This is a genomic window from Arthrobacter humicola, assembly GCF_039531445.1.
In the GTDB taxonomy this organism is placed as follows: Bacteria; Actinomycetota; Actinomycetes; order Actinomycetales; family Micrococcaceae; genus Arthrobacter; species Arthrobacter humicola.
Window position 1 is genome coordinate 207,588 of record NZ_BAAAQB010000038.1, and the last position, 11,939, is coordinate 219,526.

Genomic DNA, 11,939 nt, shown 5'->3' on the forward strand with positions numbered 1-11,939 from the left:
TAGTGACGATTCTTGCCAAACCGCCAATAAGCGTGACTCAAATCATGATCTGCCCCGGCGGCCGCTGAATTGGCGTGAAGATGTCGTGCGGAACCGGCGAGGATGCAGCGGCTGCCGCACCGGAAATCGCCCCTAGAATCGAGGGAGAACCGTTTGGTGCCGAAGGTGCCAGCTAAGGAGCAGCCGTGCGTTTCCTGAATGAACCCACCACCGATCTGACCTACTCCGACCTCTTCCTCGTTCCGTCCCGTTCCGATGTCACCTCGCGCCTGGACGTGGATCTCGCGGCCGACGACGGGACCGGCTCGGCAATTCCGCTGGTGGCGGCGAATATGACGGCGGTGACGGGAAAGCGGATGGCAGAGACGATGGCCCGCCGCGGCGGCCTGGGCGTCCTGCCGCAGGACGTCCCGCTCGATGTCATCCGGGACGTTGCAGCCTGGATCAAGGGCCGCCACCCGGTCCTCGAGACCCCCGTCACCCTGGCGCCCACGGACACGGTGATCGATGCCCTGCACTTGATGGGCAAACGGCCGCACGGGGCCGTGGTGGTGGTGGACGCGGCGGGCGCCGTCACCGGAGTGGTCCGTGCCGCCGACTGCGAGGGCCAGGACCGTTTCGCGTCGCTGGCCTCCGTCCTGCGCCACCAGCCGCTCGTGCTGGATGCCGGGATGCTCGGTACGGGAACGCTGACGGGCGGACCGGCCGCGGATGCTGCCGGCGCTGCCCAGTCGCTCCGCCGCGCCTTTGAAGCGATGGACGCCGCCGGGACGGACTATGCGCCGGTGCAGCAGGACGGTGTCCTGGCCGGTGTGCTCACCCGCAAGGGCGCCCTTCGCTCCACCATCTACCGCCCGTCCCTGGACGAGGACGGCAAACTCAAGGTGGCTGCCGCCGTCGGGATTAACGGTGACGTGGCCGGGCGGGCGGCCGAACTCCTGGCTGCCGGCGTCAACGTGCTGGTCCTCGACACCGCGCATGGCCACCAGCAGAAAATGTTCGACGCCCTGGCCGCCGTGAAGGGACTCAACCCCGGCGTGCCCGTCGTGGCCGGCAACGTGGTGACCGGCGAGGCCACCCGGGAACTCATCGAGGCCGGAGCGGACATCGTCAAGGTCGGCGTGGGTCCGGGCGCCATGTGCACCACCCGCATGATGACGGCCGTGGGCCGCCCCCAGTTCAGCGCCGTCCTGGAATGTTCCGCGGCAGCGCGGGACGCCGGGGGCCGGGTGTGGGCCGACGGCGGTGTGCGCTACCCGCGCGACGTCGCCCTGGCCCTGGCCGCCGGGGCGAGCCAGGTCATGATCGGGTCCTGGTTTGCCGGCACTCACGAAAGCCCGGGAGACCTTCAGCTGGACGCGGGCGGCCGGCAGTACAAGGAGAGCTTCGGCATGGCGTCCGCACGCGCCGTGCAGAACCGCAACCAGCGCGAGGGCGCCTTTGAGAAGGACCGCAAGGCCCTCTTCGAGGAGGGCATCTCCACGTCCCGGATGTACGTGGATCCGGTGCGGCCCGGCGTCGAGGACCTGCTGGACATGATCACCGCCGGCCTGCGCAGCTCCATGAGCTACGCCGGCGCCGCCGATCTCGCCGCCTTCCGCGAACGTGCCGTGGCCGGCATTCAGTCCGCGGCCGGGTACGAGGAAGGCCGCCCCGTCCCGCAAAGCTGGTGACGCCGCAGCTCGGGGGCTGGCGGCGGCTGCTCCTGTAGACTGAAATTCTTATGGACAGTAAATCTAGGTGCCGGCCTGGGGGCTGTCAGCGAAGAACGGAAACCGTTCCCGCGCAGTCCACCCGCAGAGCCGGCAAACCCCGTTCACGCGCCCATCACTCTCCGGCCATTCGCCACTCCGGAGCCTTCCAGGACACAGGGTCGGCTGCCGCCGACCATCCTCCGCCGGCCCGCCGACTCCAGCCACTCCACACCCCGCAACGGCACCGGCTGTGCGCCGCCTCTCCGGAAGCAGGCCATTAAATGGAATGGCTTCTCCTCGTAGCAGGGCTCCTGCTCATCCTCGGCACCGGTTTCTTCGTTGCCGTGGAATTTTCCCTGGTCGCCCTTGACCAGACGACAGTGCAGCGCGCGGTCGACGGCGGAGACGCCGCCGCCGAGCCTCTGCTCAAATGCCTCAAGTCCCTCTCCACCCAGCTCTCCAGTTGCCAGCTCGGCATCACGATGACCACGCTGCTGACCGGCTACGTCATGGAACCGTCCGTCGGCAAGCTGCTCGAAGGCCCGCTCGCGGCCATCGGAGTACCGGCAGCGGCGGTCGCCTCCGTCTCCCTGATCCTCGCGATGGCGCTCGCCACCCTGCTCTCCATGGTGATCGGCGAACTGGTGCCCAAGAACATGGCGATCGCCCTGTCCTTCCCGATCGGCAAGGCCGTTGCCCGGCCCCAGCTGGTGTTCACCGCGATCTTCAAGCCCGCAATCGTGGTCCTGAACGGTTTCTCCAACAAGGTCCTGAACGTCTTCGGCCTGGAGGCCAAGGAGGAAATCTCCGGCGCGCGCACGCCGGCAGAACTCGCCTCCCTCGTGCGCCGCTCCGCGGCCATGGGCACGCTCGACGCCGGAACGGCCAACTTCATCGCCCGGACCCTGAAGTTCTCCGGCCGGACCGCCGCGGACGTCATGACCCCCCGCATCCGGGTGGAGACCATCGACGCCGACCAGCCTGTGTCGGACATCGTCGAGGCCGCCAAGCGCACCGGCTACTCCCGTTTCCCGGTGATCGGCGAGTCGTCCGATGACATCCGCGGCGTGGTCCATATCAAGAAGGCCATCGCCGTTCCCGCGGACCGCCGCGCCAAACTGCAGGCCGGCGCCATCATGACCGATGTTCTCCGGGTGCCCGAAACCATCCACCTGGATGCCCTCCTCGCCGAACTGCGTGAGGGCAACCTGCAACTGGCCGTCGTCCTCGACGAGTACGGCGGAACGGCCGGCGTCGCCACGCTGGAGGACCTCGTGGAGGAAATTGTTGGGGAAGTGGCCGATGAACATGACAAAGTCCGGCCGGGGCTGCTTCAGAGCGCCTCGGGCGACTGGTACTTCCCCGGGCTGCTCCGGCCCGATGAACTCTCCGAACAGATCCCGGGCCTGACCGTGCCCGACGAAGCTGCCTACGAAACGGTGGGAGGCTACGTCATGAGCCAGCTTGGCCGCATCGCGGCAGTCGGCGACACAGTCGACGTCGTCGGCGGAACGCTCAGCGTGACCCGCATGGACGGCCGCCGGATCGACCGGATCTGCTTCCGGCCCGCCCGGGTCCAGGGCAGCGGCCAGCCCGCCAGCCAGGCAGGTGCCGCATGAGCGACTGGGCAGGAATCCTGTGGCTTGCCGTCCTGCTGGTCGGCAACGCTTTCTTCGTGGCGGCTGAATTCGCCATCATGTCCGCCCGCCGGAGCCAGATCGAGCCGCTGGCCGAGGCCGGCTCGAAGCGCGCGCAGACCACCCTGCGGGCCATGGAAAACGTCTCCCTCATGCTCGCGTGCGCCCAGCTCGGCATCACTGTCTGTTCGCTGCTGATCCTGCAGGTGGCCGAACCCGCGATCCACCACCTCCTGGCGGTGCCGCTGGAAGCGGCGGGCATCCCGATGGAGGCCGCGGACCTCGTGGCCTTCGCCGTCGCCCTGCTGGTGGTGACGTTCCTGCACGTCACGTTTGGCGAAATGGTGCCGAAGAACATCTCGGTGTCCGTCGCGGACAAAGCGGCGCTGCTGCTGGCTCCGCCGCTGATGTTCATTGCCCGCGTGGTCAAGCCCGTCATTGCGGCCCTCAACTGGTCCGCCAACCACATCCTGAAGCTGATGCGGATTGAGCCGAAGGATGAGGTCACGTCCTCCTTCACCCTGGAGGAAGTGCAGTCGATCGTGCAGGAATCCACCCGCCACGGGCTCGTGGATGACGACGCCGGGCTCATCACCGGAGCGCTGGAGTTCTCGGAGCACACGGCGTCCCACGTGATGGTCCCGCTGCACAAGCTCGTCATGCTCAAAGCGGCCACCACGCCGGCGGAATTCGAAAAGGCAGTGAGCCGGACCGGTTTTTCGCGCTTCCCGATGCTCGACGACGACGGCATGCTGTCCGGGTACCTCCACATCAAGGACGTGTTGTCCATCCCCGACGCCGGATACCACCAGGCGATTGCGGAAAGCCGCATCCGGTCGCTGGCGAACCTCGCCATGGACGACGAAATCGAGAAGGCCATGTCCGTCATGCAGCGCACAGGCTCGCACCTGGCCCGCGTGATCGGGCCCGACGGGCTGACCCAGGGCGTGCTGTTCCTGGAAGACGTGATCGAGCAGCTGGTGGGCGAGATCCGCGACGCGACGCAGGCCACCGGCTACCGGAGGCTCGGCCAGGACCAGTAGCGCATTGCCAGCAGCGGACGGGCGGCACGGCGCCGCGCCGGGTATCCCTAAATAGGAATGATTCCTATTTAGGGATACACTCAGGCTGTTGCTATTGCTCCTGATTCTCAATAACAGATCCGAGGTTTCCCGTGCGCCGTCCCGCTGCCCGAGCCGTGCTGGCTGGCTTTGCCGGCTTAGGCCTCCTGCTGACCGCGTGCGCTCCGACGGCGGGAAGCGCCCGGGGGACCGCGGGCGACGGCGTCGTCGACGTCGTAGCCTCTACGAGTGTCTATGGCGACATCGTCTCCAGCATCGGCCGCGACAAGGTCCGGGTCAGCTCGATCATCAGCCGCACCAGCCAGGACCCGCACTCCTACGAGGCCACCACCCAGGACAAACTGGCTGTCTCCAAGGCCGAACTCGTGGTGGAGAACGGCGGGGGATACGACACCTTCATCGACACGCTCGCAACCGACACCGGGCTGGACCGCGGCAATGTGATCAGCGCCGTGGACGTCTCCGGCCTTGCCTCCGAAAGCCCGGCGGCGGCGAGCCCCGAGGCCTCCGGCCACACCCATGCGGCCACCGGGCTGAACGAGCACGTCTGGTACAGCCTGCCGGCCATGTCCCGCCTTACGGACGCCATTGCGGACAAACTCGGCACGCTGGAACCCGCCTCGGCGGAGACGTTCCGGACCAACGCGGCCGCATTCAAGGACTCGCTCGGCGGCCTGGAAACCAAGCTCGCCGCGATGAAGTCCGCGAAGGATCACGTGCCCGTGGCCGTCACCGAACCGGTGCCGTTGTACCTGCTGGAAGATGCAGGACTTGAGAACAAGACCCCCGCCGAGTACACGGCGGCGATCGAGGAAGGCGCCGATGTCCCGCCGGCCGTCCTCAAGGCCGCCGTCGATCTCGTGGGATCGGGGAGCGTGCGGCTGCTGGCCTACAATACCCAGACTGAGGGGCCGCAGACTCTGGCGCTGAAGAAGGCCGCCGCGTCCGCCGGCGTCCCGGTCGTGAACTTCAGCGAAACCCTTCCCGAGGGCCAGACCTTCCTGCAATGGATGACCGCAAATGTGGAGAGCATCAGCAAGGCCCTAGGATGATCGCAACAACGGAAGCGTCTGTCTCCGTAGGGAAATCGAGGAAACCTCATTTGACACCGGTAGTGAGCCTCCGCGGCGCCTCCCTGTCCTTCGGCCAGCGGACACTGTGGGAGGACCTGGACCTGGACATCAACCCGGGTGAATTCTTTGCCGTACTCGGCCCCAACGGCAGCGGCAAGACCACATTCCTCAAGGTCCTGCTCGGGTTGCAGGAGCTGAGCACGGGCACGGCCGTGCTTGACGGCCGGCCCGTCGAACGGGGAAGCCGCCGGATCGGCTATGTCCCGCAGCAAAAATCTTTCGACCCCGACACGCCGCTGCGCGCCCGCGACCTCGTGGCCCTCGGCCTCGACGGCCACCGCTGGGGCATCCGCCTTGGCGGGGCAAAAGTGAACCGGAAGGTGGACGAACTCCTGGAGCTCGTCGGCGCCAGCGACTACGCCAAAGTGCCGGTCGGGCAGCTGTCCGGCGGTGAGCAGCAGCGCCTGCGCGTGGCCCAGGCCCTCGCCACCGATCCCAAGGTGCTCTTGTGCGACGAGCCGCTGCTGTCCCTGGATCTTCAGCACCAGCAGGCCGTCAGCGCCTTGATCAACAAGCAATGCCGCGATGCCGACAGCGCCGTGGTGTTCGTGACGCACGAGATCAACCCGATCATGGACTACGTGGACCGCGTCCTGTACCTGGCCGGCGGACGGTTCCGGGTAGGCACTCCTGCTGAGGTCATGACCACCGAGGTGCTCTCCGATCTCTATGGCAGCCCCGTGGAAGTCATTCAGGCCAACGGCCGGCTGATCGTGGTGGGGCTGCCCGATGCCACGACGCACCACCACCACGACGCGCATTCAGTCGCGGGAGAGGTGGGCTAGATGGATCTGGGCAACCTGCTGCATTCAATCTTCAACTTCGAAAACTACGGCGAGCTGCTGGTCCTGGTGCAGAACTCGATCTGGGCCGGCGCCGTCCTCGGGCTGCTGGGGGGCCTCATGGGCACCTTCGTGATGAAACGCGACCTCGCCTTCGCGGTCCACGGCATCTCTGAACTCTCCTTCGCCGGTGCGGCGTTCGCGCTGCTGATCGGCGCGGACATCATTCTCGGCTCGCTGGCAGGATCGGTGCTGGCGGCCGTGGTGCTGGGCCTCATGGGCGTCCGTGCGCGGGACAAGAACTCGATCATCGGCGTCATCATGCCGTTCGGGCTGGGCCTGGGCATCCTGTTCCTGTCCCTGTATGAGGGCAGGGCCGCCAACAAGTTCGGCCTGCTCACAGGGCAGATTGTGTCTGTCGGAACGGTCCAGCTGCAGGTCCTGGCGGCCGCCGCCGTCGTGGTGATGCTGGCGCTGGTCGCCATCTGGCGGCCACTGACCTTTGCCAGCGTGGACCCCGACGTCGCCACCGCCCGCGGCGTCCCGGTGCGGGCCCTGTCCCTGGCCTTCATGGTGCTGCTGGGCATCAGCGTGGCGTTGTCGATCCAGATTGTGGGCGCCCTGCTGGTGCTGGCCCTGCTGATCACGCCGGCGGCGGCGGCCATGCGGGTCACGTCCTCGCCCCGGCTGGTGGTCACCTTGAGCATCGTCTTCGCCATGACGGCGACCGTCGGCGGAATCCTGCTGGCCCTCGGCGGCCGGCTACCCATCAGCCCCTACGTCACCACGCTGTCGTTCCTGATCTACGTAGCCTGCCGGGTGATCGGCGGCGCGCGGGCGAATCGGGGACTTAACGGCCGGGTTGTCCGCACGCCGACCCCTACCTCGACGCCGGTGGCTTGAGCGCGTGCGCCTGCCGCGTCCCATTTTCCCCAGCTTTGCGCAGGATCGACCGCGTGGCGCCGCGACCCGCTGGTTGATTGCCGCGGATTTACGTCAAAGGCGAGGAAATTCGGCCGTCGTGCTGCAGGGAACTTCGACGGCGAGGCTACTTTGCGGTCTTCAGCGCCGTGCACTCGGGGCATAGCCCGAAGATTTCCACGGTGTGCTCCACAGCCGTGAATCCGTGCTCTTTCGCGATCCTCGCGGCCCAGGCTTCGACCGCGGGTGCTTCAACTTCCACGGCCTTGCCGCAGTTGCGGCACAGCAGGTGATGGTGGTGCCCGGTGACGGCGCAGCGCCGATACACGGCTTCACCGTCGGCGTTGCGCAGGACGTCCACCAGCCCGTCGTCGGCGAGGGACTGCAAGATGCGGTAGGACGTCGCGAGGGACACCGTGCTCCCGCGCTCCTGGAGAATGCGGTGCAGCTCCTGCGTGCTGACAAAGTCCGCCAGATCGTCCAGGGCGGCACTGACGGCGAGACGCTGTTTGGTGACGCGCTGCTCCTTGCCCTGCGCGGGTGCCGCTGACGAGACGGGTCTCGGCGCTGACGCCGGGGCCGGAATCCGGCTGTTGCCGGCGGTGGCGCCCTGGGACATCGTGGAACTCGCTTCGCTTTGGGGGTTTCGCGGGGGGACCCGCTGAGGGGTGGTGGCAATGTCCAAGATTACCAGCGTCCAAGATTGCCGGCAGCGCTCCGTGGACACCGTGACGGGTGTTGCCTAGGCTGGCTGGATGAAGCTGACCAAATTCACCCACGCCTGTGTCCGACTCGAGAAGGACGGCCGGGTGCTGGTGCTCGACCCGGGTACGTTCTCTGAGACGGACCAGGCGCTGGCCGGGGCGGATGCCGTGCTGATCACGCACGAGCACGCGGACCATGTTGACGTCGACGCCGTCGCCGCGGCGCTGCAGGGCAACACCGCCCTTGAGCTGTTCGCCCCGGAGGCTGTGGCCGCCACGCTCCGCAGCAAGGCGCCCGACGCCGGGAGCCGCATCCACGCGGCGGCCGTCGGTGAGGACTTTGAGACGGCAGGCTTCACGGTCCGGACCTTCGGGGGTCAGCATGCCCTCATCCATCCGCAGATTCCCGTCGTGGCCAACGTGGGCTACCTCGTGGATGCCAACGTCTACCACCCGGGGGACTCCTTCGCGATTCCCGACGGCGTCGAGGTCCGGACGCTGCTGGTCCCCATTCACGCCCCGTGGAACAAGGTGGGCGAAGTGGTGGACTTTGTGATCGGCGTCCGCGCGCCGCTGGCGTTCCCGGTCCACGACGCGCTCCTGAACGACACCGGCCGGGGCCTGATAGAAGGGCATGTGACCCGGATCGGAGCGAAATACGGCACCGAGTACCGGCACCTCTCCAGCGGAGACTCGGTGGAGGTCTAGCCCGTTGGAGGTTTAGCCACCGCGGGCGCCCGGGCGGCTCAGGCCGGCCACACACCGCTCTCGAAGAAGCCGCGCAGCACGGCCTCGTGGGGTTCGGGGTCCAGTTCGTGGGCAGCCAGCCACTCCGCGTTGTAGTAGTTCCCGGCATAGCGGTCGCCGGCATCGCACATGAGCGTGACGACACTGCCCCGGCGGCCCTCGGCGATCATCCCGGCGATGAGCTGCCACGCGCCCCAGAGATTGGTGCCGGTGGACGGCCCGGCGTGTAGCCCCGCGTGCTCCCTGAGGTGGCGCATGGCCGCCACGGATGCGGCGTCGGGAACCTGGATCATGTGGTCGATCACGGCCGGCACAAAACTCGGCTCCATCCGCGGCCGGCCGATGCCCTCGATGCGGGACGGCAGGCCCGTCGGCGTCCCGGCAGCAGGCGTGCCGCGGGCGGCGGTGGTCCCGCCGTCGGACTGGCTGTCCCGCCAGCCCGGATAGAACGCGGAGTTTTCCGGATCGACGACGGCGAGTCTCGTCTCATGGCGCTGATAGCGCAGGTAGCGGCCGATCGTGGCGCTGGTGCCGCCGGTGCCTGCCCCGACCACCACCCAGCGGGGGACCGGATGCTCCTCCAGGGCCAGCTGGCCGAAGATCGACTCGGCGATGTTGTTGTTCCCGCGCCAGTCTGTGGCCCGTTCGGCGTATGTGAATTGGTCCATATAGTGCCCGCCGGTGCTGCTGGCGAGGCCGGCGGCGGCGTCGTAGACCTCGGAGGCATGGTCCACCAAATGGCACGAGCCGCCAAACTGCTCGATCAGGGCGATCTTCTCCCGGCTGGTGGTCCGGGTCATGACCGCGATGAAGGGCAGTCCGAGCAGCTGCGCAAAATAGGCCTCGGAGACGGCGGTGCTGCCGCTGGAGGCCTCGACGATCGTGGTGCCTTCCCGGATCCAGCCGTTGACGAGGCCGAACAGGAACAGCGACCGTGCCAGGCGGTGTTTGAGGCTGCCCGTGCGGTGGGTGGATTCGTCCTTCAGGTACAGCTGCACGCCCCAGTGCTCCGGGAGCGGGACGGAATACAGGTGGGTGTCGGCAGATCGGTTGTTCTCGGCGTTGATCCGGCGGACGGCTTCGTCGGCCCAGGCCCGGTCGTGTCGGTGCGCGGTGTTCACCGCTACAGCCTACCGAAGGCGGCGGGACGCCGAAGATAGAGTGGGCGCATGGACACCCTCATCGATGCAGTTGCCCTCAAAGACCGGTTGGACAGCGCCCGAGAAACGGGCCGCCGCACAGTGCTCCTGGATGTTCGCTGGGCGTTGGGTGACCCTCACGGCCACGACCACTACCTGCGCGAACACATCCCCGGGGGCATCTTCGTGGATCTGGCCACCGAACTCGCCGGCCCCGCGGAACCGAGCCGCGGGCGGCATCCGTTGCCGACGCCGCAGCAGTTCCAGGAGTCCGCGCGCCGCTGGGGCATCAACGATGGCGACGCCGTCGTGGCGTACGACGACAGCGGCAACATGGCCGCCGCCCGGCTGTGGTGGATGCTGCGCAACGCCGGCTTCCGTTCCGTCCAGCTGCTCGACGGCGGCCTGGCCGCCTGGCGCGCTGCCGGGTTCGATCTGGTAGCCGGAGCCGAGCAGCCTGCATCGGGGACTGTCACGCTGTCCGGGGGAGCCATGCCCGCGATCGACGCCGGCCAGGCGGCTTCCTGGGGTCGGCGCGGGCTGCTTCTCGATGCCAGGGCGGGGGAGCGGTACCGCGGGGAAGTCGAACCCGTGGATCCCCGCGCCGGTCATATTCCGGGCGCCGTGAGTGCCCCCACCACCGGGAATCTGCAGCCCGACGGGCGATTCCTGCCCCCGGCCGAGCTGCGGGAACGCTTCGAACGGCTCGGCTACCGTGCAGGCGTCCCCACCGCCGTGTACTGCGGTTCCGGGGTGACGGCGGCCCACGAAATCGCCGCCCTTGAGATCGCCGGCTTTCCCGCTGCTTTGTACCCCGGTTCGTTCTCCGAGTGGTGCCACAGCGCCTCGAACGAGGTCATCACCGGAGCCGCCCCGTATGGCGAGGACGCGGCTTCAAACTAGTGCCCGTGCGCGCTGGCAGGTTCGCGACAACCGACAGGCTGCCAACCAGCGGTCGGCTGGCATTAGGCCGCCGTGATGACGGCGTCCTTGCGAATCTTGAGCGCCCTTCGCTCGATAGGTGATGAGGTGTGGTTGGCGGGACCTTGGCTGATCTGACGCTGGTGGGCGAAATGGCGTCCCGGGCAGTGGCGGCGCGGTGGAGGGATAGGTGTGGCCGGTCGGCGTCGTTAGCAGGAATGTGTGCCTAGGGCCGGGGCGGGGCTGGGCGTTCCAGCCGGGGGTTTCTTTAGTGTGGTTGCAGGCTTCGCAGAGCCCGGCGCCGTTGGTGCCGGTGGTTTGTCCGCCGTGGTGCCAGGGGATGATGTGGTCCAGGTGCCGGATCGGGGCGTCGCAGTAGGGGGTGCGGCAGGTGTCGTCGCGGGTTTGGATGAAGCGGCGGAGCCCGGCGGGGAAGATCCGGGCCCGGGAGTCCATCCCGACGAGGTCCCCGGTGCCGGGGCGGGTGTAGAGGCGGCGGAGCCGGATGTCCGGGGCTGGGTTCTCGTCCGGTGTCAGGATTTTGCGGGCCCAGCCGGCGGGGACGGTGCCGTAGCCGGGGAGCCGGGCGGGTTCGGAGTCGGCCTGGAGGAGGGTGCGGTCGGTCATGATGAGTTGGAGTTCGATGCCGGCGATCCCGCCGGGGGTGCCGGTGGTGCGTTCGACGAGCGCGTCGGCCATGGCCTGGCCGCGGGTGCGGGGGTCTCCGGCGGAGCGGCAAGAGTCGGCGTGCCGGGTCAGGGCGTTGTAGACGGCCACGCCCTGGGCGACGGGGAGCAGAGCGGTGAGGCAGGTCATGGTGTCCGGGGCCGGGCGGAGGCTGACGTGCCGGTCGGTGGCGGCGTGCGCGGCGCGGTCGGTGACGGAGCGCGGGTCGCGCCGGTAGGCGGCGGTGCGGGCCGCGGCGATCAGGCCCCGGTCCCCGGCCCCGGCGAGGGCGCCGGTGTCGGCGGCCATTTCCTCATCGACCCCGGCCCGGTCGGCGGCGGTCAGGCAGGCGGTTTCGCGCACGAGCAAGGTGGCGCGCCATTCGTTGAGGTTCCCGGTTTCCAGGGCGGTGAGGGTGTGCGGCATTTCGGTCACGAGGGCTTTGGCCAGGCCCAGGAGGCGGCTGCCTTTGGCGGGGGATTCGCGCCGGGCCAGGGCGATCTGCGCGCCGAC

11 protein-coding genes are annotated in these 11,939 nt (G+C 68.2%); 8 read left to right on the forward strand and 3 right to left on the reverse strand.

Features of this window, described 5'->3' with window-relative positions:
* Nucleotides 1-185 precede the first annotated feature (185 nt).
* The 6 genes from ABD243_RS15575 (at nt 186) to ABD243_RS15600 (ending at nt 7,231) form a co-directional block, all read left to right on the forward strand.
* On the forward strand, nt 186-1,673 hold the full coding sequence (locus tag ABD243_RS15575; RefSeq protein ID WP_344367337.1) for a GuaB1 family IMP dehydrogenase-related protein: 1,488 nt from the start codon (nt 186-188) through the stop codon (nt 1,671-1,673).
* A 302-nt stretch (nt 1,674-1,975) separates the two neighbouring features.
* Nucleotides 1,976-3,313: a hemolysin family protein gene (locus tag ABD243_RS15580; protein ID WP_344367338.1), complete on the forward strand. Its 1,338-nt coding sequence runs from the start codon at nt 1,976-1,978 to the stop codon at nt 3,311-3,313.
* The gene (locus ABD243_RS15585; RefSeq protein WP_116766884.1) at nt 3,310-4,374 is read left to right on the forward strand and encodes a hemolysin family protein; all 1,065 of its coding nucleotides are present in this window, start codon (nt 3,310-3,312) and stop codon (nt 4,372-4,374) included. Before ABD243_RS15580 ends, ABD243_RS15585 begins: the two co-directional genes overlap by 4 nt.
* A 131-nt stretch (nt 4,375-4,505) precedes the next feature.
* On the forward strand, nt 4,506-5,465 hold the full coding sequence (locus ABD243_RS15590; RefSeq protein WP_344367339.1) for a metal ABC transporter solute-binding protein, Zn/Mn family: 960 nt from the start codon (nt 4,506-4,508) through the stop codon (nt 5,463-5,465).
* Between the two features lie 50 nt (nt 5,466-5,515).
* Nucleotides 5,516-6,331 carry a metal ABC transporter ATP-binding protein gene (locus tag ABD243_RS15595; protein ID WP_344367340.1) on the forward strand — a complete coding sequence of 272 codons (816 nt, stop codon included), beginning with the start codon at nt 5,516-5,518 and terminating at the stop codon, nt 6,329-6,331.
* On the forward strand, nt 6,332-7,231 hold the full coding sequence (locus tag ABD243_RS15600) for a metal ABC transporter permease (protein WP_344367341.1): 900 nt from the start codon (nt 6,332-6,334) through the stop codon (nt 7,229-7,231). It abuts the gene before it with no gap.
* Nucleotides 7,232-7,376: 145 nt separating this feature from the next.
* Here ABD243_RS15600 and ABD243_RS15605 read toward each other — a convergent pair whose 3' ends face one another.
* Nucleotides 7,377-7,868: a Fur family transcriptional regulator gene (locus ABD243_RS15605; RefSeq protein WP_237563406.1), complete on the reverse strand. Its 492-nt coding sequence runs from the start codon at nt 7,866-7,868 to the stop codon at nt 7,377-7,379.
* 136 nt (nt 7,869-8,004) lie between these two features.
* On the opposite strand from ABD243_RS15605, the gene ABD243_RS15610 reads away from it, so the two are divergent.
* Nucleotides 8,005-8,661 (forward strand): MBL fold metallo-hydrolase, encoded by a 657-nt coding sequence (locus ABD243_RS15610; RefSeq protein WP_344367342.1) that lies wholly within the window; start codon nt 8,005-8,007, stop codon nt 8,659-8,661.
* A 38-nt stretch (nt 8,662-8,699) separates the two neighbouring features.
* Here the strand turns inward: ABD243_RS15610 and ABD243_RS15615 are convergent, their stop codons facing one another.
* On the reverse strand, nt 8,700-9,821 hold the full coding sequence (locus ABD243_RS15615; RefSeq protein WP_344367343.1) for a PLP-dependent cysteine synthase family protein: 1,122 nt from the start codon (nt 9,819-9,821) through the stop codon (nt 8,700-8,702).
* Nucleotides 9,822-9,869: 48 nt separating this feature from the next.
* Here ABD243_RS15615 and ABD243_RS15620 point away from each other — a divergent pair, with 48 nt between their 5' ends.
* Nucleotides 9,870-10,742 (forward strand): sulfurtransferase, encoded by an 873-nt coding sequence (locus tag ABD243_RS15620; RefSeq protein ID WP_344367344.1) that lies wholly within the window; start codon nt 9,870-9,872, stop codon nt 10,740-10,742.
* On the opposite strand, the gene ABD243_RS15625 is transcribed toward ABD243_RS15620, so the two are convergent.
* Nucleotides 10,734-11,939 (reverse strand): HNH endonuclease (locus tag ABD243_RS15625; RefSeq protein ID WP_344367345.1); only part of this gene is annotated, 1,206 nt, incomplete at its 5' end. The genes ABD243_RS15620 and ABD243_RS15625 overlap by 9 nt on opposite strands.

Excerpts from the sequence above, each read along its gene's own strand:
- ABD243_RS15580 (WP_344367338.1), top strand. The coding sequence starts at position 1,976 with ATGGAATGGCTTCTCCTCGTAGCAGGGCTCCTGCTCATCCTCGGCACC.
- ABD243_RS15610 (WP_344367342.1), top strand. The coding sequence starts at position 8,005 with ATGAAGCTGACCAAATTCACCCACGCCTGTGTCCGACTCGAGAAGGAC.
- ABD243_RS15585 (WP_116766884.1), top strand. The coding sequence starts at position 3,310 with ATGAGCGACTGGGCAGGAATCCTGTGGCTTGCCGTCCTGCTGGTCGGC.
- ABD243_RS15620 (WP_344367344.1), top strand. The coding sequence starts at position 9,870 with ATGGACACCCTCATCGATGCAGTTGCCCTCAAAGACCGGTTGGACAGC.
- ABD243_RS15605 (WP_237563406.1), bottom strand. The coding sequence starts at position 7,868 with ATGTCCCAGGGCGCCACCGCCGGCAACAGCCGGATTCCGGCCCCGGCG.
- ABD243_RS15600 (WP_344367341.1), top strand. The coding sequence starts at position 6,332 with ATGGATCTGGGCAACCTGCTGCATTCAATCTTCAACTTCGAAAACTAC.